This window comes from Sporofaciens sp. St.21A7 (assembly GCF_059728535.1).
This window is the reverse complement of sequence record NZ_BAAGFN010000001.1, coordinates 2698080-2724524: the sequence shown is the minus strand read 5'-3', so window position 1 is coordinate 2724524 and position 26445 is coordinate 2698080. Positions and strand designations below refer to the sequence as shown.

Genomic DNA, 26445 nt, shown 5'->3' with positions numbered 1-26445 from the left:
TATTGTAAAAATATGCAACTTGTACAAAGTTGCATATTTTTTTGAATATCTATATTCAAAAACTGTAGCATTTGCTATAATAGAAAAAAGATATATGAAGTATAGACATTATTTATACTTCATCAAACCAAAAGCATAAAGGAGGCTAATTTATGAAAAAGAAATTAGTGGCAGCGCTGCTTGCGGCGACAATGGTTTTATCACTTGCGGCATGCGGCGGCAAGGATGGCGGAGGTTCCGGCGGGTCAGGAGGTTCCGGCGGCGGAGAAGAGATGTATTATAATAACTATCTCATGACAGAACCGTCCACGCTGGATTCCATCAAGGGGAATGACAATTACAGCCGTGGAATCCTGATCAATACCATGGAGCCGCTCACACGTCTTGTGGAGAAGGACGGAGAGCAGGTGAGGGAGGCCGCAGGTGCAGAGAGCTGGGAATCCAATGAGGACGGTACAGTATGGACGTTTAAGATCCGCGACAACAAGTGGTCTGACGGTCAGGAAGTAACGGCTGCAGATTACGCTTATGGTATTACACAGACCTTGAACCCGGATGCAGGTTCCCCAAACTCATTCTTTACCGCAAGCTTTATCAAGAATGGCTCCAAAGTGGTGAACGGAGAGGCTTCTGTGGAAGAGTTAGGAGTGAAGGTTGTGGATGATAAGACGTTGGAGATTACGCTGGAAGCTCCGACACCTTATTTCATGTCACTGACCGATACAAGGGCATGTTATCCGGTGCGTCAGGATTTTGCGGAGAAATACGGAGAGACTTATGGGTCAGAGGCAGAGAATTTTATTGGGAACGGACCTTTCAAGATTGACTCATGGGTACATAACTCTGAGATTACGCTGGTGAAGAACGAGAATTACTGGGATGCGGAGAATGTGAAGCTTGATAAGATTCATTATGCCATCATCAATGACGAGACGGCGGTATTTAATTCTTTTGACAGCGGACAGTTAGATACTTGTTCCACAGGTTCAGAGGAATGGGTGGGACGTTTTGAGAAAAAGGAAGGCGTAGAGAGAATCGATGCGGTTATTCCTTCCATGCGTTTTGATTTCTTTAATGTGAAGGATGAGTTGTTCAGTAACCTGAATATCCGTAAAGCATTCGTGCTGGCAGTAGACAGGGAAGACATGGCGAAGACCATTTACCAGGACATGCATATCCCGGCATACTGGTGGGTGCCGCAGGCAGTTTCTACCGGTGAGCTTGGGGATTACCGCGACCAGGTAGAGGGACCGCTTGAGAAGATGGCGAAAGAAGAGGATGCAAAGGAGCTGCTCCTGAAAGGAATGGACGAGCTTGGGCTGGGGAGCGACCCATCTAAGATTACGGTAAAATATTCTCTGAGTGCAACCACACAGTGGGCGCGTAATTATGGCGAGTATGTACAGCAGAAATATAAAGACGTCCTTGGCGTCAACATCGAACTGGATTTCAATGAATGGTCCACGTTCCAGCAGAAGACCAACAGCGGAGAATATCAGATGGGCAATATGACATGGAGTACGGACTATGACGACCCAATGTCCATGATTTCCCTGTTCACCACAGAGAATTCCAGCAATATTCCTACTAACTGGTCTAACGAGGAATTCGACTCTTTGATTGCACAGGCAGGAAAAGAGATGGATGAGGCGAAGAGAGTGGAGCTTTATGCACAGGCAGAGCAGATCCTTTTCAATGAAGGATGCAATATCTGTCCGCTTGTCAATGAAATGCAGCACATATTCCGTTACAGCTATGTGAAGAATGTAGATAAGAAGTTTACGTCAACTTCCGGAGCAAAGTACATATATATTGAAGGAAGATAGGTAGCTTTAAGAAGAGGTTGTTGGAAAATGTTGGATGTCATTTCCCGACGGCCTCTTTTTCATATCTGCCGCAGGATATCAAGAGGCAGATAGTGAGGACGTATCCTTGATCGGCCGATTTGGGGATACGGATTGAAATTTAAGAACGGAAAGGAAGAGATTATATGGCAAAATTTATCGCAAAACGTGTCGGATATATGCTGCTTACGCTGTTCATCGTTATCACGGCAACCTTCTTTCTGATGCACAGCATCCCCGGAGACCCCCTTGCGCACATGGCAAGGAACCTTCCGGAGCAGACCAGGGCGAACTATTATGAGAAATACGGGCTGGACAAGTCCACACCGGAACAGTATGTGATCTTCATGAAGAACCTGCTTACCAAGGGGGAGATGGGGGAATCCCTCCGGTATCCCGGGCGTGAGGTCACGGACACCCTGATGACCAATTCCTCCGTGTCGGCGAAGCCAGGCGGGCTGGCCCTCCTTGCGGGGCTTATCATCGGTATCCTCCTTGGGATTGTCGCCGCCCTCAATAAGAACAAATGGCCGGACTATATCGTGATGTTCATCGCGATTTTGGGTATCACGGTGCCCGTCTTCGTCCTGGCGTCGGTGCTCCAGTACATTTTCAGCGTCAAGCTGATGGTACTGCCCACCACCGGATGGGGGAGCTGGAAGAACATTGTCCTTCCGGTTGTCGTATTGAGTTTTGGCACCATTGCCACCTATGCCCGTTATGTGAAGTCTAACATGCTGGACGTGATGGGGCAGGACTACATCCTGACGGCGGAGGCCAAGGGCGTCAGCCGGTTCAACGTGGTGAAGCGGCATGTCTTAAAGAATGCGTTCCTTCCCTGTATGACCCTCCTGGTAGGGCAGGTGTCCGGGATCTTCACAGGCTCCTTCGTGGTGGAGAAGATCTTCGGCATCCCGGGTCTTGGTTTTTACTATATCAACTCAATCAATGATAGAGATTATACGATGATCATCGGGACAACGATCTTTGCGGCAGCGCTGTTCGTGTTCGTGCAGCTGGTGGTGGATATCGCCTACAGCCTGATGGACCCGAGAATCCGTGTGAAGTAGGAGGGAGAGCATATGACGGCAAATCATGTATCTGCAGGAAATGTGCCTGCGGAAAATATACCTGTGGAAAATATACCGGACGAGAAATTTAAAATCATCGGGATTGACAAGGATGCGGAAGCCCCGTCCAGGCCCCGGATCGGCTACTGGCGGGACGCATGGAGGAGGCTTAGGGAGAACAAGGTCGCGTTTGTTGCGCTGATTATCCTCCTGGTACTCATCTTCTTTATTATCTTTGGGCCTGCAATCAGCGGCTATGAATTTGAACAGATTGACTCGGACGCCATTAACAAGGGACCAAGTGCGGAGCATTGGTTCGGCACGGATGACCTGGGGAGGGACTTGTTTGCCCGTGTATGGCAGGCAGGGCGCGTGTCCATTATCATCGGTATCCTGGGCGCTGTGATTGCCAGCGTTGTGGGAAGTATTTACGGAGGCATCGCGGCATACTTTGGCGGCGCTGTGGATGATATCATGATGCGTATCGTGGAGGTGCTGTTAAGTATCCCGTACCTGATTATCGTCATCCTCATCTCCGTTATCACGGACAGCAAGAGCCTTGGGACCATGCTGGTAGCCCTGACGCTGACCGGCTGGTGCGGGATTGCAAGGCTGGTGCGGGGGCAGATGTTACAGCTCAAGTCCCAGGAGTATGTGCTTGCAGCAAATGCATTGGGGGTTGCGCCAATCAAGATTATTTTGAAGCATATGATACCGAATACCATCGGCATGATTATCGTAGCCATTACCTTTGACATCCCGGGATATATCTTTTCGGAGGCGTTCCTAAGCTATGTAGGGCTTGGAATCCAGCCGCCGTCCACCAGTTGGGGGGCGCTTGCGTCGGCGGCGCAGCAGAATTTCATGTTCTACCCGTACCAGCTTTTGTTCCCGGCGCTGATGATCGCCCTGACCATGTTGTCGTTCACCCTGCTTGGGGACGGGCTTAGGGATGCGCTGGACCCGAAATTACGTAAATAGGAGAGACGGATATGGAAAAAGAAAAAATATTAGAAGTTGACAACCTGAATGTTTCCTTCAATACATATGCCGGGGAGGTAAAGGCGGTAAGGGGCGTCAGTTTTGAGCTTGGCAAGGGGGAGACCCTTGCGTTCGTAGGGGAGTCGGGCTGCGGGAAGACGGTGACGGCGAAGTCCATCCTGCGCCTGTTAAAGCCTCCGTTTGCGGTGATTAAGCCGGAGTCCAGGATTGTCTGTAACGGGAAGGACGTATTGAAGATGGGGGAGAAGGAGCTGTGCGAGTTCCGGGGAGATGAAGTGGGTATGATCTTCCAGGACCCTATGACCTCCTTAAACCCGACCATGACCGTTGGGAAACAGATCATGGAGAGCCTGATGATCCATAAGAAGCTCAACAAGAATGCGGCGAGGGAGGAAGCCATCAACATGCTGAAGATGGTAAATATCCCAAGCCCGGAGAAACGGATTGACAACTATCCCCATGAGATGTCCGGGGGGATGCGCCAGAGGGTGATGATTGCCATTGCGCTGGCATGTAATCCCAACGTACTGATTGCGGACGAGCCGACTACGGCGCTGGATGTAACCATCCAGGCCCAGATCATGGACTTGATGATGGAGCTGAAGACGAAGATGAACACGGCGATCATCCTTGTAACCCATGACTTGGGGGTAGTGGCGAATTTTGCGGACCGTATCCAGGTGATGTACGCAGGCGAGGTGGTAGAGAGAGGGACGACGAAGGAGATCTTCAATGAAAGCAGGCATCCCTATACCTGGGCGCTGCTTCGTTCTGTGCCAAGGCTTGGGAGTGAGTCGAAGAAGGAACTGTATGCATTGGGCGGAACGCCGCCGGATCTTTTGCTGCCCCTGAACCATTGTCCGTTTGCAGACCGGTGTGAGTACTGTATGCCTATCTGTAAAGAGTGTAAGCCTAAGGAGACGGTGCTAAGCGACACCCATAAGGTGTCCTGCTGGCTGATGCATGAGAAGGCTCCTAAGGTAGAGTCGTTTTATGACAGGAGGGAGAAGTAATGGGCGAGTATATCGTAGAGGCGAAGAATCTGTGCAAATATTTTAAGGCAGGGAAGAACCAGACCCTAAAGGCAGTGGACGGCGTGAACATCCGGCTTGAGAAGGGGGAGACATTGGGGCTTGTAGGGGAGTCGGGCTGCGGGAAGACGACCTGCGGGCGTACGCTAGTGAAGCTCTATGACGCCACCAGCGGGACGGTATTGTTCGAGGGGAAGGACGTGTCGAAGCTCAAGGGGAAGGAGCTTTTGGGCTTCCGCAAAGACGCGCAGATTATCTTCCAGGACCCGTATGCATCCTTAGACCCGCGTATGACCATCGGTGAGATTATTACGGAGGGGATGAACGTGCATTTCCACCTGTCGGAGAAGGAGAAAGAGGAGAGGGTGAATGACCTGCTGCACAAGGTGGGGCTGAATGCGGAGTACGCGAACCGGTTTGCCCACGAGCTGTCCGGCGGGCAGAGGCAGCGGGTGGGGATCGCCCGCGCGCTTGCGGTGGAGCCTAAGTTCATCGTGTGCGACGAGCCGATTTCGGCGCTGGACGTGTCGATCCAGGCGCAGATTGTGAACCTGTTGATTCAGCTGCAGAGGGAGATGGGGCTGACGTACCTGTTCATCTCCCATGACCTGTCGATGGTGAAGCATATCTCGGACCGGGTGGGAGTGATGTACTTAGGCTCCATGGTGGAGCTGGCCAGCAACCATGTGCTGTATGACAAGCCCATTCATCCGTATACCCAGGCGCTGATTTCGGCGATTCCGGAGGCAGACCCGGATGAGGAGGAAGGGAAGGCAAGGGTCCACCTGGAAGGGGAGGTGCCAAGCCCCATCAATCCGCCGCCGGGATGCCGGTTCAAGGGGAGGTGCAAGTATGCGAGGGACATCTGCGACAAGGAGATGCCAGAGCTAAAGGAGGCAGAGCCGGGGCATTTCGTGGCCTGCCATATGTGCGGGAAGGAAGAGTGGTAGAATGCTGGCAAAATCATACATAGAGAAGATACTGGATTATGCGGTTTCCTGTGGGGTTGATTATGCAGAGGTATTCTTTGAGGATGTGGAACGTACCCAGTTTAATCTCGTGGACATGCAGGTCGTCAAGTGTGCCTGTGGACATGAGAGCGGTATCGGTATCCGCATGTTTCGGGGATTGGAATGTGAATATCTGTACAGCGCAGATGTGAGAGAAGAGAAGGTGTTCGGACTTTTGAAAGAACACCTGGGTTTAGGAGGCGTTTTCGGTAAGAGAACGCCTCTTTCCACAATCGTGCCTCATGGAATCGTTTTGAAGGGGATACTTCCCCGCGACATGGAGTTAAAAAAGAAGGTTTATTCATTGCAGGAAGCAATCAAGGCGGGTAAGAGTGAGGCGGACTGCGTGGTGCAGGGACGAGCCTGTTACGTGGATGCGGACCAGGGAGTGCAGATTGCTAATACGGAAGGGGTGTATGCAGAGGATCGTCGTGTGTACACCCGCGTCCGGTTTACCATGGTCGCGGCAGATGAGAAATCGGAGAGCAGACAGACTGGCTTTATCGGGCCGGGGGCAATGCAAGGACCGGAATTTCTTCACACGGAGACGTTTGTGGATCAAGCAAGGAAGGCGGCAAGAAGCGCAAAGAGGATGCTTGGGGCGCGCCCCTGTCCCGTGGGCCGTATGCCAATCATTATCGCAAATGGGTTCGGAGGCTTATTCTTTCATGAAGCGTGCGGGCATTCGCTGGAGGGAACTTCCGTGGCGAATGGATGCTCGGAATTTGCCGGGAAATTGGGAAAGAAGGTTGCGTCGGATAAGGTGACGCTGATTGACGATGGTTCCATTGTCGGGGAGTGGGGGTCTCTTGGGATTGATGATGAAGGGATTCTGACCAGGAAAAACGTGCTGATTGAGGGTGGTATTTTGAAGAACTACCTTTTAGACCGGATGGATGCGAAACGGATGGGGCTTGCGCCCACCGGCTCTTGCCGGAGAGAAAATTATCGGTTCGCACCAGTGTCACGTATGACAAATACCTATATTGCACCGGGAACGGACAAGTTCGGGGATATGGTGGAATCCATTGACAGGGGATTGTTCGTGAAGGGTATTAACGCCGGTTCTGTCGATCCCGTGACAGGGGAATTCAATTTTAACACGGGAGAGACTTACTTGATTGAGAAGGGAGAGATCACCGTGCCGCTTATGAGCGCGACGCTGATTGGGACGGGCGGGGAGATTCTGCCTAAGGTGGACATGGTGTCGGATGATTTCGCACTGGCGCAGGGGTATTGTTATGCCGGAAGCGGGCAGCTCCCTATCGGGGCTGGCCAGCCTGCGGTGCGGATTACGGAAATGACGGTAGGAGGGAAGGAACTATGACGGATGCTTTAGGATGCATAACAGAATGTCCGGACGGCTGGGGATTGCAGGATGCCAAAAAGACGGCGGAGTTTCTTTGCAGGCTAGGGAACGCCGGGTTTTCGCATGTGAGGCTTTGCGTGAATTCCCGCAGATCAGAACGCCTTGGGGTAGAGAACCAGAAGCTTAAATATCGCGAGTATGGAGAAAGTAAGATGTATATGGCGGAGGCGTCTTGGGACGGAGAATACTGCTGCGCATACGCAAGTTCCCTTGAAGATGTGGAGGAAATCATCCGGCGGCTCAGGGAATCAGCAGGGACTTTGGGGAATCGGGAATTGCCTGAGGATTTTAAGGCGAGTAAAGATTTCCGAGGAAAGCGTTGGCGCCAGATTGACCGTGAGGCAGTCGCAGAGAGCCTAAAGTGTGCGGAGCGGGAAGCCCTTGCCTGTGAGAAGGCGCATTTTGTGGAAATGTGCGAATATCGGCAGTATGAGGAGACGATGGTGCTGGTAGACGAACATTTGCATTGTCTTGCGGATGACGACGGGAATTGTACCTTTACGGTCCGGGTGGTGGCAAAGGACGGGGATTCGGTGGCCGCAGCCACGAAGTGTACCTTATTGGACGAAGCCCATCTGCCCTGCAATAAACGGTTGGCCGCACAAGGGGAGCGTGGGGAGGAGATAGAAATGGCGGGATTTCGGGAGCCTGTCTGTGAAGTGGCGAGACAGGCGGCAAAGCAGGCCAGATTCGGGCTTCATGGGGAAAAGATTTCCTCTGGCAGTTATCCCATCGTGCTGGAAAACAGTGTGATGGCGGAGCTTACAGGGCATTATCTTTCGATGTTCTATGGGGAGAATATCCGCCGCCATGCCAGCCCTCTGGCAGGAAAGGTTGGAAAGCGGGTGGGATGCGCCGCCCTTCACATGGAGGAGGACCCGTTCAGCAGCCAGGGAACCCGTAGGCGCAGGATTGATGACGAGGGAACACCTGTGGCGCGGACAGTCCTTATGAACCGCGGTGTGTTTGAAAATGTGCTGTATAACCGCAAGAGCGCTGCCGAAGGGGGAACGGAGACTACTGGGAACGGGTTTAGGCCGGATGTGACGGCAGACATTGGGACGGGAGCTACGAATGTGATCCTGTCTTCAGAGGAAGGGACATTTCCCCGAAAAGAGATGCTGAAGGCTTCGGAAGGCGGAATCTATATCAGGAAGATTGAAGGGATGTTCGCCGGGGCGGACACAGAGAGCGGGAATTTTTCCCTGCTGGCTTCCGGAAACCGAATCGTGGACGGGCAAGTGGAGAGTGCGGTGAACCAGTTTACCATTTCCGGGAATATCTGTGAGCTATGGGAAGGGATTGAGATGATTGGAGACGACCCGGCGTACCGTCTGGTGGACGGGGCGTGCGCAGTAAGCCCTTCCGTAAAAGTGGGGAGGATGATGGTGTCAGGGATGTGAGAAATGCCTTGATAGACCTTGGAACCCATGATATTATAAATGCATGTGAAATGTCATTGCAGGAAATGTATGCGGAATAATGCAGTATGAAAGGGAGTGATATGTGCAATGGGAACATACTTAAATCCCGGGAACAGCGGATTTACCGGGATTAGGAATGATACGTATGTGGATAAAAGCGGCCTGATTGGGTTGATTAATGATACGATAGAAACCCCGAGGCGGCTTACCTGTATCAGCAGGCCCCGTCGCTTTGGAAAGTCATTTGCGGCGAAAATGTTGTGTGCGTATTACGATAAGACTTGTGATTCTTCTGCATTGTTTGATGACTTGAAGATTGCGGCGGATGAGGAGACGAGGGAATCTTACCGGAAGCATTTGAATCAGTACAATGTGATTTATCTTGATATGACGAATGTGATGGGAAAATCAGGCGGACAGAATATTATTTCGTTTATACAGTCTAAAGTCACAGAAGAATTGGCAAGCATGTATACTGAGATGAAGATAGAAAATGTTTTTGATGAAACACTGATTCATGTTGTGGAACTGACGGGGACGAAGTTCGTTATGATTATCGATGAGTGGGATGCGCCGATTCGGGAAACGCCGGAAATTGAGAAAGATTATCTTGAGTTCCTGCGAATGTTGTTCAAGAGCAGCGGTACGACGGATAAGATTTTTGCAGCAGTGTATATGACGGGGATTCTTCCGATTAAAAAGGATGGTTCCCAGTCGGCGATTTCGGATTTTAAAGAATTTACGGCGGTCAAGCCCCGGAAATTCGGCGGTTATGCAGGGTTTACCGAGGATGAGGTACAGAAACTCTGCCAGGAATACGACTGTGATTTTGCGATGATGAAACAGTGGTATGACGGTTATTATTTCCGGGGAGTGGGTTCCTTATATAACCCGAATTCTGTGATGGAGGCTATCCGCAATGATGATTTCGATTCCTACTGGACGCAGACGTCGGCCGCGGAAAGCCTGATGGGGTATATCAGCCTTAATTTTGACGGTCTGTCTAAGACGGTAGCTGAGTTAATCGGCGGCGGGGAAGTGAAGGTAGATACGAAAAGATTTGCCAATGACCTTGTAACCTTCCGGAATCGGGATGATGTGCTGACGCTGTTGATTCATCTGGGGTATCTGGCTTATGATGAGACGACGGAGCGGGTGCGTATCCCGAATGAGGAGATACGGATGGAATTCAACCGGATTGTCCGGGATGTAAAGCGGGACGATACCATCAGAAGGGTCAGAGAGAGCGAACAGCTTATCTTGGATACGGTACATGGAAATGCGGAGGCTGTGGCAAGGCAGATTGAGAAGATTCATGGCGAGGAAGCGCCTCTGCATTATAACAGTGAACAGTCGCTCCGAAGTGTGATTAAGCGGGCTTATTTTAGCTACGGGGATGAGTTCCTGCTGTTTGAAGAATTGCCGGCCGGGGATGGGTACGCGGATATGATCTACTTTCCTAAGAAAGATTCGATGATGCCGGCGCTGGCCGTCGAGCTGAAATGGAACCAGACCGCCCAGGGGACAATCCGTCAGATGAAGGAGCGCAGGTATCCGGACGCCATCCGGGAATACGGCGGTGAGATTTTACTGGTCGGAATTAGTTATAATAAAGAAGCTCCTGTGGGAAAAAGGAAGCATAGCTGTGTGATCGAGAAGTTTGATTGCAAAGACTGTCGGTAGACAGCCTTTTTATGCAGTTTTGATACGAAGGAGGCTACTTTTTGGACAAGTTACATAAAAATGGGAAAAGCACTTGAATTTTTGTATCAGATTTAGTACAATTATTACCAGTTGAGGATTATTTAACAATCTATATGTTAAAGGCTTCACGAGCAATAGGACTGCGTAAACAGTTAATAAAACTTTAGGAGGAATTAATCATGGCAGTAAAAGTAGCGATCAATGGATTCGGACGTATCGGACGTCTTGCATTCAGACAGATGTTTGGGGCAGAGGGATATGAGGTTGTAGCGATCAACGACCTGACATCTCCTAAGATGCTTGCACACCTGTTAAAGTATGACTCTTCACAGGGCAGATACGCTTTATGTGACAAGGTAGAGGCAACAGAGGACTCTATCATTGTTGACGGCAAAGAGATTAAGATTTATGCAAAGGCTAACGCTGAAGAACTTCCATGGGGAGATCTGAACGTTGATGTTGTTCTGGAGTGTACAGGTTTCTACACATCTAAAGAGAAAGCTTCCGCACATGTTAAGGCAGGTGCAAGAAAAGTCGTTATCTCCGCACCGGCAGGAAATGACCTTCCTACTATCGTTTACAATGTAAATCATGACAAGCTGACAGCAGAGGATACCGTTATTTCCGCTGCTTCCTGTACAACGAACTGTCTGGCTCCGATGGCTAAGGCTTTGAATGACCTTGCAGCTATCAAGTCAGGTATTATGTGTACGATCCACGCTTACACAGGCGATCAGATGACTCTTGACGGACCGCAGAGAAAGGGTGATTTAAGAAGATCCCGTGCAGCGGCAGTGAATATCGTACCGAACAGCACAGGCGCAGCTAAGGCTATCGGCCTGGTTATCCCAGAGCTTAACGGTAAGCTGATCGGAGCTGCTCAGAGAATTCCTACACCTACCGGATCAACCACAATCCTGACAGCAGTTGTTGAGGGTGAAGTAACGGTAGATCAGATCAATGAGGCTATGAAGGCTGCATCTAACGAGTCCTTCGGATACAATACAGACGAGATCGTATCCAGTGATATCGTTGGTATGAGATATGGTTCATTGTTCGATGCTACACAGACAATGGCTCTGCCGGTTGGAGACGGAACAACAGAGGTTCAGGTCGTATCATGGTATGACAATGAGAATTCTTACACAAGCCAGATGGTAAGGACAATCAAATACTTCTCTGAATTAGCATAATTCTGGAATACCCAAAGGGTCCGGTCTGATTAAGGACCGGATTCTTTTTCGATATGCTGGGTATATTTGGAATATAGGAAAATATGCGGCATATTTTAGACGGATGACCGCAGCGTATTTTAGAAAAGAAAGGGGAAAGCTGCCCTGCAAAATATCTCACCGATATTCTGCGGCATATGGGTAGCGGACATTTTTACATGCTCAATAAAAAATCAGTAGATGATATCAATGTAAAAGGAAAAAAAGTGTTGGTAAGATGCGACTTCAACGTACCGTTGATTGACGGGAAGATTACGGACGAGAACCGTCTGGTAGCTGCGCTTCCGACGATTAAGAAGCTGATAGCAGACGGCGGGAAGATTATTCTCTGCTCACATCTTGGAAAGCCCAAGGGAGAGCCGAAACCGGAGTTATCTCTTGCACCAGTGGCAAAGCGTCTGTCTGAACTCCTTTCCCAGGAGGTAAAATTTGCGGCGGATGCAGAGGTTGTAGGTGAGAATGCAAAGGCTGCTGTGGAGGCGATGCAGGACGGAGAAGTGGTACTTCTTGAGAATACTCGTTACAGAATTGAAGAGACAAAGAACGGCGAAGCGTTCAGCAAGGATTTGGCGTCCCTTTGCGACGTATTTGTAAATGATGCGTTTGGGACCGCGCACCGTGCGCACTGCTCTAACGTGGGCGTGACACAGTTCGTTGATACTGCAGCGGTAGGTTACTTAATGCAGAAAGAGATTGATTTCCTTGGAAATGCGGTGAACAATCCAGAGAGACCGTTCGTTGCGATTCTTGGAGGAGCGAAGGTATCCAGTAAGATTTCCGTAATCGAGAACCTTCTTGACAAAGTAGATACGCTGATTATCGGCGGAGGAATGTCTTATACGTTCTCAAAGGCACAGGGCGGAAGCGTAGGCAACTCTCTTCTTGAGGATGACTACTGTGAGTATGCGCTGAATATGCTGAAAAAGGCCGAGGAGAAGGGCGTGAAGTTATTGCTTCCGGTGGATACGGTCATCGCAGATGATTTCTCCAATGACGCCAATAGCAAGATTGTAAAGGCCGGCGAGATTCCGGACGGATGGCAGGGACTTGACATCGGACCTGACACAGAGAAGATTTTCTGTGACGCGGTACAAGATGCGAAGACGGTAGTGTGGAACGGACCAATGGGATGTTTTGAAATGCCGAAATTTGCCCATGGCACGGAGGCTGTGGCAAAGGCTCTGGCAGACACGCAGGCTACGACGATCATCGGCGGCGGCGACTCTGCGGCGGCAGTGAACCAGTTAGGCTACGGCGACAAGATGACCCACATCTCAACAGGCGGCGGCGCGTCCCTCGAGTTCCTGGAAGGCAAAGAGTTACCAGGCGTAGCGGCTGCAAACGATAGGTAAAAGCTTGGCGATACCCGTAAAAAGCTTGAAAAATATTATATAAGGAGATTTTATATCATGGCAAGAAGAAAAATTATTGCAGGCAACTGGAAGATGAACAAGACTCCCAGCGAGGCGGTCGCACTGGTGGAAGAGTTAAAACCTTTAGTAGCAAACGACGAGGTTGACGTAGTTTTCTGCGTACCTGCAATCGACATTGTCCCGGTGGTTGAGGCGGCTAAGGGGACTAATATTCAGGTTGGTGCAGAGAACATGTATTTCGAGGAGAGCGGCGCTTATACAGGTGAGATTTCCCCGAACATGCTGGTAGATGCAGGCGTGAAATACGTGGTTCTCGGACATTCTGAGAGAAGAGAGTACTTTGGCGAGACCAATGAGGATGTGAATAAGAAGGTCTTGAAGGCGTTCGAGCATGGCATTACCCCAATCATGTGCTGCGGCGAGAGCTTAGAGCAGAGGGAGCAGGGCGTAACTATGGATTTCATCCGCCAGCAGGTGAAGGTTGGTTTCCAGAATGTAACGGCAGATCAGGCGAAGACGGCAGTTATCGCTTATGAGCCAATCTGGGCAATCGGAACAGGAAAGACCGCTACAACTGAGCAGGCACAGGAAGTCTGCGCAGGAATCCGCGCATGTATCGCAGAAGTATATGATGATGCGACGGCTGCAGAAATCCGTATCCAGTACGGCGGGTCTGTCAATGCGGCGACGGCTGCGGATCTGTTTGCACAGGCTGACATTGACGGAGGCCTTGTAGGCGGAGCTTCTTTGAAGGCTGACTTTGGCAAGATTGTGAACTATAAGTAGGAATGAAAGTAAGATTATAGAAAGGCTGTCTGATCAGATGTGTATCCGGTCGGACAGTCTTTTGACCGAAAGGGGGATCTTATGATTTATACAGAGATATCCGTACAGGTAGAGGGGTCTGCGAATGATGCGAGGCTTCAGGCATATATCCTGGACACTCCTCATGACGGGAGAAGCCTGAAAATTGAGAAGCGGCCGCTGATCCTGATCTGTCCGGGCGGCGGTTATGAGCGGACCAGTTACAGGGAAGGAGAGCCGACGGCGATGCATTTCCTGAACCAGGGCTACCATGCATGTGTGCTGCGTTATTCTACGGCTCCGGTTCATTTCCCGACGCCGTTATTAGAGGTAGGGCAGGCATTTAAGGTAATCCGGGAGCATCAGGATGAATGGAATGTGGATATGGAAAAGCTTGTCGTACAGGGATCTTCGGCCGGCGGCCATCTTGCCGCTTCCTACGGCGCATTCTGGAATCAGGATTTTGTGCTTGCGCCCCTTGGAGCAAAGGCAGAGGAGATGAAACCGAAAGGAATCATGCTGAGCTATCCGGTAATCACTTCCGACCCGGCGTACGCCCATATGGGAAGTTTTGAGAATCTTTTAGGGGAAGACTATGAGATGCAGGCAGAGAAGGTCTCTATTGAGAAGCAGGTGACGGAGACGATGCCGCCTTGTTTCATCTGGCACACGATGGAAGATGCCACTGTTCCTGTAGAAAATTCACTGATGCTGACGGCGGCGCTTAGGAAGGCGGGGATTCCGGCTGAGCTTCATATTTTCCCGAATGGGGAACATGGGTTAAGCCTTGCAAGTCCGGCCGTGGAGCGGGCAGACGGCTCAGGTGTCCAGATGGAGTGCGCCCAGTGGGCGGGCCTTGCGGATGCGTGGCTTGAAAGGTTATTTGCGTAGGTTTTCCGCCTGATAAATGAATGAAAAAGATGAGCAAAGGAGTATTGAGGCATGATGAACAAGAAACCAACAGTGCTGATGATTTTGGATGGTTATGGGTTGAATGAGAAGACAGAAGGAAATGCCGTTTTGGAGGGCAAGACTCCGGTCATGGACGAGCTGATGGCCAAGTGCCCGTTCGTAAAAGGAAATGCCAGCGGCCTTGCAGTCGGGCTTCCGGACGGGCAGATGGGAAATTCCGAGGTGGGACATCTGAACATGGGCGCAGGTCGTATCGTATATCAGGATCTTACCAAGATTACAAAGGCAATCCAGGATGGGGATTTCTTTGAGAACCCTGCGCTTCTTGCGGCATGTGAAAATGTAAAGAAGCATGGCAGCGCCCTCCATATGTACGGGCTTGTGTCCGACGGTGGCGTACACAGCCATAATACGCATATCTATGGGCTTCTGGAGCTGGCAAAACGTCAGGGAATTGAGAAGGTGTATGTACACTGTTTCTTAGATGGACGTGATACGCCTCCGGCATCCGGAAAAGAATATGTGGAGCAGCTTGTGGCTAAGATGGACGAGATTGGCGTGGGCGAAGTTGCGACCGTCATGGGACGTTACTATGCCATGGACCGTGATAACCGTTGGGACCGTGTGGAAAAGGCATACCGGGCTATGGTATTCGGGGAAGGCGAGACGGCGGTAAGCGGACCAGAGGGAATTCAGGCTTCCTACGACAAGGATACCACGGATGAGTTCGTACTCCCTACGGTCGTTGTGAAGGACGGCGCGCCGGTGGCCACAATTCAGGACAATGATTCCATTATCTTCTTTAATTTCCGTCCAGACCGTGCAAGGGAGATTACAAGGACGTTCTGTGACGATGGGTTTACCGGATTTGACCGGGGGAAGAGAGTCAAGACTTGTTATGTATGCTTTACAGAGTATGACGTGACCATTGAGAACAAACAGGTGGCGTTCGTCAAGGAAGAGATTACCAATACATTTGGAGCCTTTCTTGCATCCAATGGAAAGAAACAGGCGCGTATCGCCGAGACAGAGAAATATGCCCATGTGACCTTCTTCTTTAACGGCGGCGTAGAAGAGCCCAACGAGGGGGAAGACCGGATTCTCGTCAATTCTCCGAAGGTGGCGACCTATGACCTGAAACCGGAGATGAGTGCATATGAAGTATGCGATAAGCTGACAGGCGCCATCCGTTCCGGCAACTATGATGTAATCATCATTAATTTTGCAAATCCGGATATGGTAGGGCATACCGGCGTGGAGGCTGCTGCGATTAAAGCCATCGAAGCCGTGGATGAATGTGTTGGTAAGGCTGTCGAGGCAGTGAAGGAAGTGGGCGGCCAGATGTTCATCTGTGCGGACCACGGCAATGCAGAGCAGTTAATTGACGATGAGACAGGCGAGCCGTTTACGGCGCATACGACCAATCCGGTGCCGTTCATCCTGGTGAACGCAGATCCGGCTTATCGGTTGCGGGAGGGCGGATGCCTGGCAGATATTGCGCCTACGCTGATTGAGCTGATGGGCATGGAACAGCCGAAGGAAATGACTGGGAAGAGCCTTCTGGTGAAGTAAGTGATGTGGAAAAGACCTTTAAAGAAATTTTTTCTTTAGGGTCTTTTTTCAGAAACGGGCTTGGAAAAGATAGGGAGGAAACGTATGCATATTGTAATCGTGGAAGATGACGCCGTGCTCAGGCAGGAGTTAAAGCTACTTTTGGAAAATGCATTCTATCAGGTAACGGCGCTTGAAGAGTTCTCGGACGTTGCCTCTGCCGTTTTGTCCTTGGACCCGGATCTGGCGCTTCTGGACTTGAATCTCCCGGAAGAGTCTGGATTCGATATTTGCACGAAGATACGGGCAGAATCGGATACTCCGGTTATTTTTGTGACCAGCAGAACGGACTCTATGGATGAACTGACGGGAATCTTAAAAGGCGGGGATGATTATATCACGAAACCGTTCCAGGCGCCGATTCTTCTGGCAAGGATTGGGGCAGTCCTGAAAAGGACCCATCGGGAAACAAGGAGGGAACCTGTAAAATTTACCCATAAGGAAGTAGAGTTAGATATCGCCAGAGGTACGATAGGTTTTCGGGGAAAGCAGACAGAACTATCCAGAAACGAGCTGAAAATTCTGCATCTGCTGTTCCAAAGGAAGGGGGAAATCATCCCCCGGGCGGATATGATTGAGTACTTGTGGGATAACCAAGTGTTTATTGACGACAATACACTGAGCGTGAATATTACGCGTATCCGGGGAAAACTAGAAGAAATCGGGATTTCCGGCTTGATTGAGACGAAGCGGGGGATGGGGTATCGAATCTGACGTCAGGAGTGGGGAATGGAAAGGGGTATGATGTAATGAAAATAAGGGAATATTTGAGAGATAAAATACTGATTCTGACGCTGCATATGTTCTGTATGCTTCTTCTGTCAGGATTTTTACATGCCACCGGATATGAGCCCCAATATTGTTTCCTGATTCTGATATTCTGGGTTTTAATTCTGGTGTTTTGGATCGGATATGGATTTTACAGCAGAAAATATTATTTCCATACGCTTTGGGCGACCCTTGAGAAGATGGACCAGAGGTATCTTCTCGGCGAGCTGATGCCAATTTCCCACAGGCTGGAAGACGGAATCTATAGGGAAATGATCCGGATTTCCAATAAGGCTGTCATTGAGAGGATTCGGCAGATTGAGGATGAGCAGAAAGAGTACCGGGAGTATATTGAAAGCTGGGTACATGAAGTCAAGGCTCCGATTACGAGTATTGATCTGATGTGCGTTAATTGCACAGGAAGTGTCTCAGGGAATTGTGAGAGCGGCAGCGTGGCGGGGGATGCTGCCCGGCGGATTCGTCTGGAAAACCAGAAGATAGAAAATTATGTGGATATGGCATTGTATTATGCCAGGTCGGAGGACGTATATAAAGATTATGTAATCCGTGAAACAAAGTTAAGCGAGATTGCAATCGTAGTCCTGAAAAGAAACAAGCATTATCTGATACAGAATCATATGCAGGCAGAGGTAGACTGTAAAGAGTTTGCATATACGGATCAGAAATGGATTACTTTTATCCTGAATCAGCTTGTGCTGAACAGTACGAAATACCGTCGGGAGCATGGAGCCTTAATCCGGATTTATACGGAGGAATATGTGCAGAAGGCAAGCCTTGTCGGGGATTCCCAGAAGGCAAATCTTGAAGGGGAGCCTCGGATGATGCAGACAGAAGGTTGTCTGTCAAAATACAGCCACGGTGTGAGAATGGTGGTGGAAGATAATGGGATTGGGATTCAGGAAGAGGAACTTGGGCGCATCTTTGAGAAAGGATTTACAGGCAGTAATGGGCGCAAGACGGAGCGTTCCACTGGAATGGGGCTCTATCTGTGCAAGAAACTGTGTAAGAAACTGGGAATTGAGATTTATGCAAGATCCAGGGAAGGGGAGGGAACGGAAATGATTCTGGAATTTCCGGTAAGCTCTTATCTTTCTAAAATCTAAATACGCCGTTTCTCCTGCCAAGGTTAGGAGATCGTGGATCGAAAAGGATTGTATTGAGAATAAGCCAGAATGATTTTGGAGGCATAGCCCCGGCTCATATGCAGTTTCGCACCATTGAGCAGAATGATGTCGTTGTGGTGTATTGCTTTGATTTTACCAAGGGAAACGATACAGCTCTGGCTGCATTTTTCAAACCCATAGGGAGACAAAAACTTCAATTCCTTTGCCAGCGTCCCATATTTCTGATAAATCCCATGCTGTGTATGGATGGATATATGATGTCCCTGAATCTGTAAGTAATAGATATCATAAACGTGGAGTTTCGATACGGAGGTTTTCGTTTTACAGATATACTCATGGTGCAGATTCGAGTATAGTTGTAATGCATGTTCTATATTAGATATACCAAATTGGTCGATAAAAGCAGACAGATGATGTTGAAGGTTTTGGTTATTTGATAGTTCCTGCTGCCATTTTTGTAGTGCGTCCATTTTTCTTTTGTCCTTAATTATTTATCCTATAATATATAACACTTATCTCATGAAAAACTTACGTGAATTAAGCAAAATAATTATTTTTTATTATAATATTTATTTTCCAAATATGGTTTCTATCTTGCGGGTTGTGTTGTGCGAGAATTGTCGAAAAAGTGGGAAAAATGTATAATAAGAGATAAACTCACGGGAAATGAAGGGGGCGGGATAAGATGTTTATACCAGAACGATTTAAAAAGCAGATCAATACACATTTGTTGGGCAATATGCTGGATATTGATGACTATCCTCTGATTTTAGCGATTATGGGAAGGCCGGGAATGGGAAAGACAAGACAGTTGAGAATACATTTGGAACAGCTTGGGGTGGATGTTTTTTCCGTCAGTTCCGCCGAACTGGAATGTGAGAGGGAGGAGGCGTCTGCAAAACTGTTAAAGCAGCAATATATCAACGCTTCTGTGAACATCTTAAAGAAGATGCCGTCCGTACTCGTGATTGACGATATTGACACAATCCTTGGAGAGAGAGAACCCAACACAGGGATGGCCAGGCATCAGGGGGCGCTGGCATTTCTCATGCATATTTCCGACGACCCTTATTATATCGAAAATGTAGGAAATGTGAACCGAGTCCCTATTTTTTTAACCGGGAACAATTTTGAGTCTTTGTATGAACCAATGAGAAGGCCGGGAAGAACGTTAGAATTCGAGTGGGAGCCGAATCAGGAAGAAAAAATTGAAATTATTGCTTCCTGCCTTTCTAATACGGAAGATTCCAAAAGAGTGGCTGCTGAATTGGTGAATATTTATCCTAACCAGTCGATTTCCTTTTTTACGAACTTTTTTACGTCCCAAAAGTTGGAGTTATTGTCTGAGATGGCGAGTAATGCAATGCTGAAATGTATTTTGGAGAATTCCCAGTATAAAAGGCAGTTATACCAGAAGTATATTCAGGACTATAATGATATAAACTGGAAGGACGTCATGTTCATGGAGCGGGAAAGCAAGGGGGTATAGCCGTAAGGATTTACTGGCAGTATTTCCCTTGTTTCCTGTCCATAGAAAACGTACTTTTTTACGCCCAATCTTTCTTCCGGTATAAGATGGCTCCCACAGCCGTACATATCACGGACAATGTACCAAGAATCAGTAATTCTTTGATGTGAAGGCTTAACCGTTCTCCTGCAAAAATGCCTTGCATTAAATCCACGGCATGAGTCATCGGCAGACAGCCGGAGATTTTCTTCATAGTTTCAGGGAACATCTGATCCGGCATTGTGGCGCCGGACAGGAAGAGCATGACAAAATAGACCACATAACAAAGCATGTTCGTGCCTTTTAAATCCCGCCCGATTGCGGTGAGCAAAAATCCAATGGAAAACATCGCCGCTATGGAAAGCAATATTCCCACGCACACGGAAAGAAAATCTCCTTTGAGGCGTATGTGGTAAAGGAGCTTCCCGGCGATTAACAAAATAGCGATTCCGATTAGCGTCATCATGAGGTTCACCAATATCTGCGCTGATATGATACGTTTCTTTCCTGCCGGCGTAGCGTCGAACCTCTTATATATTTTTTTTTCCTTATACCCTGATAATGTCAAGGGAAGCGACATTAATCCGGTGACTCCGATTACCATCACAGCGTATGCCGGTACGGTCGCATCCATCATTCCCATATCGGCTCCTTCATAAATCGGCGCGTTTCCGAAGATGCCGCCAAAAAGCAGGAGCATGAGCACAGGAAACACAAGGGCAAAGAAAAAACAAAAAAAATCCCGTACAAACAACCGAAATTCAATATTACAGATAACCGCAAACTTTTTCATAGTATTCCCTCCATCGTAAGTCCTGTTGTTTTAGGTGCAATCATTAAATATATTTTTTCCAGTGGGCATTCTTCTTCCCATAGGTCTTTTTGCTGACTTTCGGGAATCCGACTTTTTGCGTAGTTCCGAAAATCGTTCTGGGTTCCAAAGAATTGCTGCCGTCCTTTTTCGAGATAGAGAATCTTATCGGCAAGAATCTCTACCTCGTCCAGATAGTGGGAGACCATGAGAATTGCAACGCCGCTCTTTCGGATGCTCTCAAAGCTCATCCACATGTTCTGCCGTACTTCCGGGTCAAGCCCGGTCGTTAATTTGTCTAAAATTAATAATTTGGGCCGTCCCATAAGGGATAACAAAATAGACAACCGTTGTTTTTCACCGCCGGATAATTTATGTAGGGGGGATTTCCGCTTATCGTCAAGCCCTAGCTGCGCCAGTAACAGATTCCAGTCTGCAGGCCTGTCGTAAAAACTTGCGAACAGCCTGCATAGTTCTTCGATTTTGATTTTGGATGGGTAGTCCGTTTCCTGCAGTTGAACGCCCATCTCCCGGTAGACTTCGCAGCGGTGCAGCCACGGATCTTTCCCAAAGACCCGAATCAGGCCGCAATCCGGTCTGCGTAAGCCCTCTATGCATTCTACGGTAGAGGTCTTTCCGGAGCCGTTTTGTCCGATTACGGCAAGGATTTCTCCGGGATTTACTGAAAATGAAACATTCTGGACTGCCCGTACATTTTTATATGACAGGTTCAGGTCTTCTACTTGTATGATGGTCTGTTTCATATGGTTTCCTCCTAAATTTAAAGATTACGATATGTTCTTTGCATCTATTTTAGGCAGTGGGCCTGGAATAAACAATAGGGTTTGGGGCAGTGGCAGTTCTTGATGTGCAAGAGGTCGTTTTTCATGTCCAAGATGCACGCGTCCTTAGTCTTTATTGTGCTATAATCATAAGGGAAGGAGGCATATCTATGAAAGTCGAATGTAAAATTGATCCGGATTACAAAGAGCCGTATGCAGTTCTTTATATCAAGAGAATGACCCACAAGATTGCAGAAATCATTTCCATGCTTGAGAGGGAGGAGCCGGATGCTCTGACGTTAATTGCCGCAAAAGAAAGGAAAACGTTTTTTCTGAAAGCGGAAGAGATTGCATTGGTGCGCACGGAAGGCAGGGAAATCATCTGTTATGATAAAATGAAGAACCGATATGTATTAGATAAGCCTTTATATGAATTGGAACAGATACTCGACAGCGGTTTCGTAAGGGTTTCAAAATCAGCAATTATCAATATCCGCCAGATCGACCATGTGGAGGCAGGATTTAACGGTACGATGGAGCTGGTGATGAAGAATGGCGTTACGGATTTTATTTCGAGAAATTACAGGAAATCTTTCAAGGAAAGGCTGGGGCTGAGATGAAAAAGATGGTCAGATTGGTGATAAAATATCTGTTATATGGTATTTCTTTAGGCTGTACGTTTTTCGTGATAATGTGCCTGTCCTTTTATGTGGGGGGCGGGCAGGAGTTTCTGGAGATGATTTTCCGGGATTTTGCGAGGCAGTCTCTCGGGGCTATGGCGGTAGGAATTGCATGCGGCGGGACGTCGGTCGTCTATCAATTCGACCGGTTTTCCGGATTTGGGAAAGTGCTGATACATTTTTGTGTTGGAATGGGGGTTTTTTACCCGGTTGCCGTTTCCTTGGGATGGATTCCATTCTTCCCGGACAGGATTATGGTCACAGTCTTACAATTTTTATCTTCCTGCTGTATTTTTATGGTGATTTGGTTCGGGTTCTATCTGTTCAACCGGAATGAAGTCAAACGAATCAACGAAAGGATTAAGGAGCTTCAACAGGATAAGAGATAAATCAAATGGAAGAAAGGCTTTACACCATGACTATATCAGAGAGTAACAATTAAATCACATGAAAAGGTGTAAAGTCTTTATTGAGTTATTTAGGACTTTACACCCTGGTTAGTAGGTTACGATTATGAAGTTTTAAAATTCAAGTTCTGAATAATCAATACCAAAACTTTGCAATTTTATTTTAGCAACTTTGATCTGATATTCAAGCTCTTTATTTTCTCCTGTTTCATATGCCTTGATTCTCATTAAATCAACAAATCTATTTATAGCTACTTCTTTTTGCTCTTCTAATGTCATATCCGCTGCCATCCTTTCACCGCCTTTTATTGAAACAATTATTGATTGTTACATTAATTATAGCGGATTATGTAAATGGTGTAAAGCCTTTATTGAATTGTCGAGATGTTTTGTTTAAATTGTACCCTTTGTCAAGGACATTTTAAATTTGTGTAGTGCCCAGATCTAAAGTGCTTTGATAATCGAAGAAAGGCTTTACACCACAATCACCGATTGATATAATGAAAGTACCAAAGTAAACGGCACTTTAAAAGTGAGGTGAAGGATATGCCAGGTGAAAAGGAACTAAATGTTAATCTCTTTGAAAGGTTAGATTTATTAGACCGATTAGAGAGAGTAGCAAAAAAGGAAAACTGTGAACCGGTTTTACAGGAAATTGAGTTTGAACGCAAATTAATAGAGCGAAAACTTTATCAGAACCCACCATTAAATAGTGAAAACTAAATAATCAACCGTTTATCAAGGTGTAAAGTCTTTATTGAATTATCAAGGACTTTGCACCTTTTTTATTTTCAGATTAACCAACGGACAAATCATTTGGCAGGAGAAAATATAAAGAGATATGAGTTGTATTCTCTGTCCAAGTACTTTATAATATTAACCAAGATCGAAGGTACAGCAGTTGAATGTAGTAAGAAAAGAAGATGCCTATAAAGAAACCTGACTCCGCACATTCTCCGTATGCGGACCCCGATAATCTTTCATTATTGTAAGATAACTGTAAGAAAGGGCAATACTACGCCTACCAGTAATCTGTTAAAGTAAAACTGACAATAATATCCGATTGCAGAAGGGAGAGAAGAGATATGATGAAAGATTATATCCGGGTATGTGATGTAGAAAAATATTACGGCAATGCCTCGAATGTTACGAAGGCAATCGACCGCGTCAGTTTTACGGTAGCGCAAGGGGAGTTCGTAGGAGTCATGGGTGCGTCAGGCTCCGGCAAGACGACCCTTCTGAACATGATGTCAACCATTGACCGCGTGACGGCAGGCCATATCTGGTATGGGGATACGGATATTGCGGAAATGAAAGAAGACGCCCTTGCAAAATTCCGGAAGGAGAATCTGGGGTTTGTATTTCAGGACTATAATCTTCTGGACACGCTGACCATTGAAGAGAATATCGTCCTTGCCATGACACTTCGCAAGGAATGCAAGAAGGAAATCCGGAAAAAGTGCGACGAGATGTTGAATCTTCTGGGCATTGCCGATATCCGCGGACAATTTCCCTATCAGGTATCCGGAGGGCAAAAACAGCGGTGCGCCTGCGCAAGAGCATTGGTGAACCGCCCGCGCCTGATTCTGGCAGACGAGCCCACAGGCGCCCTGGATTCCAAGTCCGCCCAGACATTGCTTGAGACGTTCACGGACATGAACCAGAAGATGCAGGCGACCATCCTGATGGTGACACACGATGCGTTTTCCGCCAGCTATTGCAGCCGGATTCTGTTCCTAAAGGACGGACGGATCTTCCATGAGCTGATGCGCGGCCAAAAGGCCAGGCGGGACTTTTTAAATGAAATACTGGACGTACTTGCCCTGACGGGAGGTGAAGTAAGCGATGCTCGTTAAACTTGCGTTCCGGAATGTAAGGCGTTCGGCAAAAGATTATTTCGTATATTTCCTCACCATGACCTTTGTGACGGCGCTGATGTTCGCATTTAACAGTCTGATATTTACCGAAGATATTGGAGAGATGTACGATATCGCCGGCGTCATGATTGCATTGGTGGGACTGGCGACGTTCTTTATCGTGCTGATTGTGGCATGGCTGATTAATTATATGGTACGGTTCATGCTTGAGAAACGGAGCCAGGAGTTTGGAATCTATCTCCTAATCGGCATGAAGAAGAAGGAAGTGGCCCATCTGTATATCCGTGAAAATGCTTTGCTGGGAGCCGGGGCGTTCCTGATCGGAATGGCTCTTGGCGTCCTTTTGCAGCAGGTAATTATGGCGATTCTTTACAGTATGATTCGGATGAAATACGATATCCATATGGAATTCAACGGCTCTTGTATCCTGATGACCGTAGGGTGTTATGCGGGATGTTACATTCTGGCGCTGTTACGCAGCGGCAGGAAATTCAGGAAGATGAATATCCGCGACCTGATGGAAGCACAGAAGAAGAACGAAGAGATCAAAGAATCCCATGAGCAGCTAAAAAAATGGCTGTTTCCGGTTTCCATCCTGTTTCTGGCAGTCTTTGGGGCGTTCATCTTCCTGGGAAGGATTCAAAGCTTCGGCGGCGTCCTGGTCTTCCTCATAGGGGTAGTCCTGGTCATCTATCTTTTCTACGTCGGCCTTTCCTCCTGGCTGGTCTGCTATGTGCGGGGACAGAAGGACGGGATCTACCGCGGGCAGAATCTTTTTCTGCTTCGGCAATTCTCGTCAAAGCTCAAGACCATGAGCTTTACCATGGGGACACTGACGGCGCTGTTTACGGTGGCATTCCTTGGATGTACGGTGGCGCTGATGTTCAGCGATTATCAGAATAAACTCCTGGAGACGAAATTCCCCTTTGACGTGCAGATTTACAGTGATGACGTGGAGGATGATTTTGCCGACGAGATTCAGGTGATTGAAGAGTCGGCAGAGATATTGGATATATTTCCTTATCATATCTATGCGGATGTTTCGGGAAAGGGTGCGAATCAGGTAAATGTATGGCTGAGTGCGCATCTGAAAGTCTTTGGAGATACGTACCGGAAGAAAGACGGAAGCCCGGATAGTAAGAAAATCGAAAAGGATTCTTCGGACGGCGCTTTTTATTGCAGGTATGATACGTATATGAAGCTGTCGGATTATAACCATCTCCGCAGCATGCTTGGGTATCAAGAGGTCCCGCTTAGGGAGGGGGAGTATCTCATCCATATTAAGGAACGCATCCGGGATGAGGCAGAGACGATGAAAGATGAGATTACCATAGAAGGGGATGAAGGAGAGCTTGTGTTCGCAGGATATTATACGGAGCCATTTTCCCAGGACGGGCATAACGGCGGGGATTATGTGATCGTCGTCCCAGATTCCGCTCTTGCGTCCCTTACGCCTTATTATGCGGAGCTTGCCGTGGATATTAAGGGGGAAGCGCCGGCGGATTTAGGGAAGAAACTGGATAGCCTGACAGATCTGGAAGACTGGGAAGATGATGAGCTGACCGGAAATCATTGCTGCGGCTCGGATACGATTGTTGTGATGGCAGTCACGAATATGGTACGGGATAACCTGATCCCTGAGATGAAGTACACGCTGTCCGCCGTGATTTTCCCATGCTTTTATATCGGCCTGGTGTTCTTGTGCGTTGCGCTGACCGTCTTATCGGTCCACCAGCTCAGCGATTCTGCAAAATATCGATTCCGTTATTCCGTACTTGGGAAATTAGGAATGAACAGGAGGGAGATTGGCATGGTTATCTTAAAACAGCTTGTGTGCTACTATCTGTGTCCGGTATTCCTTGCCTGTGCGATTGGCGGAAGTGTTTCCGTATTCATGAGCGGAAAATTCATCTTTTATACGGGAATCCATTCGGCGGTCATCTATTACTTCGGATTGACATTTCTTTTGTTCTTTGGGGTTTATGCGCTGTATTTTATCACGACCTATGTGAGTTTCCGAAGGAATGTGGACGGAGGTTTCTGATGCAGCCATGCGGTTCGTGTCATTTTTTAAGAAATGAT

25 protein-coding genes are annotated in these 26445 nt (G+C 48.0%); 21 read left to right on the top strand and 4 right to left on the bottom strand.

Annotated features, from left to right (window positions below; genetic code table 11):
* Positions 1 to 152: 152 nt before the first annotated feature.
* From AC6I3O_RS13360 to AC6I3O_RS13290, 15 genes are all read left to right on the top strand, one after another.
* Positions 153 to 1826, top strand: coding sequence for a peptide ABC transporter substrate-binding protein (locus AC6I3O_RS13360; protein WP_497851316.1), 1674 nt, complete (start codon positions 153 to 155; stop codon positions 1824 to 1826).
* 164 nt (positions 1827 to 1990) lie between these two features.
* Positions 1991 to 2914 carry an ABC transporter permease gene (locus AC6I3O_RS13355; protein WP_497851175.1) on the top strand — a complete coding sequence of 308 codons (924 nt, stop codon included), beginning with the start codon at positions 1991 to 1993 and terminating at the stop codon, positions 2912 to 2914.
* Between the two features lie 12 nt (positions 2915 to 2926).
* Positions 2927 to 3895: an ABC transporter permease gene (locus AC6I3O_RS13350; RefSeq protein ID WP_497851176.1), complete on the top strand. Its 969-nt coding sequence runs from the start codon at positions 2927 to 2929 to the stop codon at positions 3893 to 3895.
* Positions 3896 to 3906: 11 nt separating this feature from the next.
* Entirely contained in the window at positions 3907 to 4929 is a 1023-nt protein-coding gene (locus AC6I3O_RS13345; protein ID WP_497851315.1) for an ABC transporter ATP-binding protein, read from the top strand.
* Entirely contained in the window at positions 4929 to 5897 is a 969-nt protein-coding gene (locus AC6I3O_RS13340) for an ABC transporter ATP-binding protein (RefSeq protein ID WP_497851178.1), read from the top strand. The genes AC6I3O_RS13345 and AC6I3O_RS13340 overlap by 1 nt, the downstream gene beginning before the upstream one ends.
* A 1-nt stretch (position 5898) precedes the next feature.
* Positions 5899 to 7284, top strand: coding sequence for a TldD/PmbA family protein (locus tag AC6I3O_RS13335; protein ID WP_497851314.1), 1386 nt, complete (start codon positions 5899 to 5901; stop codon positions 7282 to 7284).
* Positions 7281 to 8729, top strand: a complete 1449-nt coding sequence (locus tag AC6I3O_RS13330; protein WP_497851313.1) for a TldD/PmbA family protein — start codon at positions 7281 to 7283, stop codon at positions 8727 to 8729. Before AC6I3O_RS13335 ends, AC6I3O_RS13330 begins: the two co-directional genes overlap by 4 nt.
* 108 nt (positions 8730 to 8837) lie before the next feature.
* Positions 8838 to 10433, top strand: a complete 1596-nt coding sequence (locus tag AC6I3O_RS13325) for an AAA family ATPase (RefSeq protein WP_497851312.1) — start codon at positions 8838 to 8840, stop codon at positions 10431 to 10433.
* 200 nt (positions 10434 to 10633) lie between these two features.
* Entirely contained in the window at positions 10634 to 11647 is a 1014-nt protein-coding gene (gene gap, locus AC6I3O_RS13320) for a type I glyceraldehyde-3-phosphate dehydrogenase (RefSeq protein ID WP_497851311.1), read from the top strand.
* Between the two features lie 197 nt (positions 11648 to 11844).
* Complete coding sequence (locus AC6I3O_RS13315; RefSeq protein ID WP_497851310.1) at positions 11845 to 13038, top strand: phosphoglycerate kinase; 1194 nt, start codon at positions 11845 to 11847, stop codon at positions 13036 to 13038.
* A 57-nt stretch (positions 13039 to 13095) separates the two neighbouring features.
* Positions 13096 to 13845: a triose-phosphate isomerase gene (tpiA, locus tag AC6I3O_RS13310; RefSeq protein WP_491869803.1), complete on the top strand. Its 750-nt coding sequence runs from the start codon at positions 13096 to 13098 to the stop codon at positions 13843 to 13845.
* 81 nt (positions 13846 to 13926) lie between these two features.
* Positions 13927 to 14754, top strand: a complete 828-nt coding sequence (locus AC6I3O_RS13305; RefSeq protein ID WP_497851309.1) for an alpha/beta hydrolase — start codon at positions 13927 to 13929, stop codon at positions 14752 to 14754.
* Between the two features lie 54 nt (positions 14755 to 14808).
* Positions 14809 to 16347, top strand: a complete 1539-nt coding sequence (gene gpmI / locus AC6I3O_RS13300; protein WP_497853473.1) for a 2,3-bisphosphoglycerate-independent phosphoglycerate mutase — start codon at positions 14809 to 14811, stop codon at positions 16345 to 16347.
* A gap of 84 nt (positions 16348 to 16431) precedes the next feature.
* Entirely contained in the window at positions 16432 to 17100 is a 669-nt protein-coding gene (locus tag AC6I3O_RS13295; RefSeq protein WP_497851308.1) for a response regulator transcription factor, read from the top strand.
* 35 nt (positions 17101 to 17135) lie between these two features.
* The gene (locus tag AC6I3O_RS13290) at positions 17136 to 18278 is read left to right on the top strand and encodes a sensor histidine kinase (protein ID WP_497851307.1); all 1143 of its coding nucleotides are present in this window, start codon (positions 17136 to 17138) and stop codon (positions 18276 to 18278) included.
* Between the two features lie 23 nt (positions 18279 to 18301).
* On the opposite strand, the gene AC6I3O_RS13285 is transcribed toward AC6I3O_RS13290, so the two are convergent.
* The gene (locus AC6I3O_RS13285) at positions 18302 to 18769 is read right to left on the bottom strand and encodes a LytR/AlgR family response regulator transcription factor (RefSeq protein WP_497851306.1); all 468 of its coding nucleotides are present in this window, start codon (positions 18767 to 18769) and stop codon (positions 18302 to 18304) included.
* A 215-nt stretch (positions 18770 to 18984) separates the two neighbouring features.
* Here AC6I3O_RS13285 and AC6I3O_RS13280 point away from each other — a divergent pair, with 215 nt between their 5' ends.
* Positions 18985 to 19788 (top strand): AAA family ATPase, encoded by an 804-nt coding sequence (locus AC6I3O_RS13280; RefSeq protein WP_497851305.1) that lies wholly within the window; start codon positions 18985 to 18987, stop codon positions 19786 to 19788.
* A gap of 58 nt (positions 19789 to 19846) precedes the next feature.
* Here the strand turns inward: AC6I3O_RS13280 and AC6I3O_RS13275 are convergent, their stop codons facing one another.
* A complete protein-coding gene (locus tag AC6I3O_RS13275; RefSeq protein WP_497851304.1) occupies positions 19847 to 20599 on the bottom strand; it encodes an ABC transporter permease in 753 nt (250 codons plus the stop codon).
* A complete protein-coding gene (locus tag AC6I3O_RS13270) occupies positions 20596 to 21381 on the bottom strand; it encodes an ABC transporter ATP-binding protein (protein WP_497851303.1) in 786 nt (261 codons plus the stop codon). The genes AC6I3O_RS13275 and AC6I3O_RS13270 overlap by 4 nt, the downstream gene beginning before the upstream one ends.
* Before the next feature lie 188 nt (positions 21382 to 21569).
* On the opposite strand from AC6I3O_RS13270, the gene AC6I3O_RS13265 reads away from it, so the two are divergent.
* Together AC6I3O_RS13265 and AC6I3O_RS13260 are read left to right on the top strand one after the other, a co-directional pair.
* Positions 21570 to 22019, top strand: a complete 450-nt coding sequence (locus AC6I3O_RS13265) for a LytTR family DNA-binding domain-containing protein (protein WP_497851302.1) — start codon at positions 21570 to 21572, stop codon at positions 22017 to 22019.
* A complete protein-coding gene (locus AC6I3O_RS13260) occupies positions 22016 to 22468 on the top strand; it encodes a DUF3021 domain-containing protein (RefSeq protein WP_497851301.1) in 453 nt (150 codons plus the stop codon). Before AC6I3O_RS13265 ends, AC6I3O_RS13260 begins: the two co-directional genes overlap by 4 nt.
* Before the next feature lie 132 nt (positions 22469 to 22600).
* On the opposite strand, the gene AC6I3O_RS13255 is transcribed toward AC6I3O_RS13260, so the two are convergent.
* Positions 22601 to 22777, bottom strand: a complete 177-nt coding sequence (locus tag AC6I3O_RS13255) for a hypothetical protein (protein ID WP_497851300.1) — start codon at positions 22775 to 22777, stop codon at positions 22601 to 22603.
* A gap of 255 nt (positions 22778 to 23032) precedes the next feature.
* On the opposite strand from AC6I3O_RS13255, the gene AC6I3O_RS13250 reads away from it, so the two are divergent.
* The 3 genes from AC6I3O_RS13250 to AC6I3O_RS13240 all read left to right on the top strand — a co-directional run bounded on the left by AC6I3O_RS13250 (position 23033) and on the right by AC6I3O_RS13240 (position 26407).
* Positions 23033 to 23209: a hypothetical protein gene (locus AC6I3O_RS13250; RefSeq protein ID WP_497851299.1), complete on the top strand. Its 177-nt coding sequence runs from the start codon at positions 23033 to 23035 to the stop codon at positions 23207 to 23209.
* A 365-nt stretch (positions 23210 to 23574) separates the two neighbouring features.
* Entirely contained in the window at positions 23575 to 24342 is a 768-nt protein-coding gene (locus tag AC6I3O_RS13245) for an ABC transporter ATP-binding protein (RefSeq protein ID WP_497853472.1), read from the top strand.
* The gene (locus AC6I3O_RS13240; protein WP_497851298.1) at positions 24332 to 26407 is read left to right on the top strand and encodes an ABC transporter permease; all 2076 of its coding nucleotides are present in this window, start codon (positions 24332 to 24334) and stop codon (positions 26405 to 26407) included. Before AC6I3O_RS13245 ends, AC6I3O_RS13240 begins: the two co-directional genes overlap by 11 nt.
* The last annotated feature ends 38 nt before the right edge of the window (positions 26408 to 26445 follow it).

What these genes read in the sequence shown, in the direction of transcription:
- AC6I3O_RS13360 (WP_497851316.1), top strand. Translation starts at nt 153, where the DNA reads ATGAAAAAGAAATTAGTGGCAGCGCTGCTTGCGGCGACAATGGTTTTA.
- AC6I3O_RS13355 (WP_497851175.1), top strand. Translation starts at nt 1,991, where the DNA reads ATGGCAAAATTTATCGCAAAACGTGTCGGATATATGCTGCTTACGCTG.
- AC6I3O_RS13350 (WP_497851176.1), top strand. Translation starts at nt 2,927, where the DNA reads ATGACGGCAAATCATGTATCTGCAGGAAATGTGCCTGCGGAAAATATA.
- AC6I3O_RS13345 (WP_497851315.1), top strand. Translation starts at nt 3,907, where the DNA reads ATGGAAAAAGAAAAAATATTAGAAGTTGACAACCTGAATGTTTCCTTC.
- AC6I3O_RS13340 (WP_497851178.1), top strand. Translation starts at nt 4,929, where the DNA reads ATGGGCGAGTATATCGTAGAGGCGAAGAATCTGTGCAAATATTTTAAG.
- AC6I3O_RS13335 (WP_497851314.1), top strand. Translation starts at nt 5,899, where the DNA reads ATGCTGGCAAAATCATACATAGAGAAGATACTGGATTATGCGGTTTCC.
- AC6I3O_RS13330 (WP_497851313.1), top strand. Translation starts at nt 7,281, where the DNA reads ATGACGGATGCTTTAGGATGCATAACAGAATGTCCGGACGGCTGGGGA.
- AC6I3O_RS13325 (WP_497851312.1), top strand. Translation starts at nt 8,838, where the DNA reads ATGGGAACATACTTAAATCCCGGGAACAGCGGATTTACCGGGATTAGG.
- gap (WP_497851311.1), top strand. Translation starts at nt 10,634, where the DNA reads ATGGCAGTAAAAGTAGCGATCAATGGATTCGGACGTATCGGACGTCTT.
- AC6I3O_RS13315 (WP_497851310.1), top strand. Translation starts at nt 11,845, where the DNA reads ATGCTCAATAAAAAATCAGTAGATGATATCAATGTAAAAGGAAAAAAA.
- tpiA (WP_491869803.1), top strand. Translation starts at nt 13,096, where the DNA reads ATGGCAAGAAGAAAAATTATTGCAGGCAACTGGAAGATGAACAAGACT.
- AC6I3O_RS13305 (WP_497851309.1), top strand. Translation starts at nt 13,927, where the DNA reads ATGATTTATACAGAGATATCCGTACAGGTAGAGGGGTCTGCGAATGAT.
- gpmI (WP_497853473.1), top strand. Translation starts at nt 14,809, where the DNA reads ATGAACAAGAAACCAACAGTGCTGATGATTTTGGATGGTTATGGGTTG.
- AC6I3O_RS13295 (WP_497851308.1), top strand. Translation starts at nt 16,432, where the DNA reads ATGCATATTGTAATCGTGGAAGATGACGCCGTGCTCAGGCAGGAGTTA.
- AC6I3O_RS13290 (WP_497851307.1), top strand. Translation starts at nt 17,136, where the DNA reads ATGAAAATAAGGGAATATTTGAGAGATAAAATACTGATTCTGACGCTG.
- AC6I3O_RS13285 (WP_497851306.1), bottom strand. Translation starts at nt 18,769, where the DNA reads ATGGACGCACTACAAAAATGGCAGCAGGAACTATCAAATAACCAAAAC.
- AC6I3O_RS13280 (WP_497851305.1), top strand. Translation starts at nt 18,985, where the DNA reads ATGTTTATACCAGAACGATTTAAAAAGCAGATCAATACACATTTGTTG.
- AC6I3O_RS13275 (WP_497851304.1), bottom strand. Translation starts at nt 20,599, where the DNA reads ATGAAAAAGTTTGCGGTTATCTGTAATATTGAATTTCGGTTGTTTGTA.
- AC6I3O_RS13270 (WP_497851303.1), bottom strand. Translation starts at nt 21,381, where the DNA reads ATGAAACAGACCATCATACAAGTAGAAGACCTGAACCTGTCATATAAA.
- AC6I3O_RS13265 (WP_497851302.1), top strand. Translation starts at nt 21,570, where the DNA reads ATGAAAGTCGAATGTAAAATTGATCCGGATTACAAAGAGCCGTATGCA.
- AC6I3O_RS13260 (WP_497851301.1), top strand. Translation starts at nt 22,016, where the DNA reads ATGAAAAAGATGGTCAGATTGGTGATAAAATATCTGTTATATGGTATT.
- AC6I3O_RS13255 (WP_497851300.1), bottom strand. Translation starts at nt 22,777, where the DNA reads ATGGCAGCGGATATGACATTAGAAGAGCAAAAAGAAGTAGCTATAAAT.
- AC6I3O_RS13250 (WP_497851299.1), top strand. Translation starts at nt 23,033, where the DNA reads ATGCCAGGTGAAAAGGAACTAAATGTTAATCTCTTTGAAAGGTTAGAT.
- AC6I3O_RS13245 (WP_497853472.1), top strand. Translation starts at nt 23,575, where the DNA reads ATGAAAGATTATATCCGGGTATGTGATGTAGAAAAATATTACGGCAAT.
- AC6I3O_RS13240 (WP_497851298.1), top strand. Translation starts at nt 24,332, where the DNA reads ATGCTCGTTAAACTTGCGTTCCGGAATGTAAGGCGTTCGGCAAAAGAT.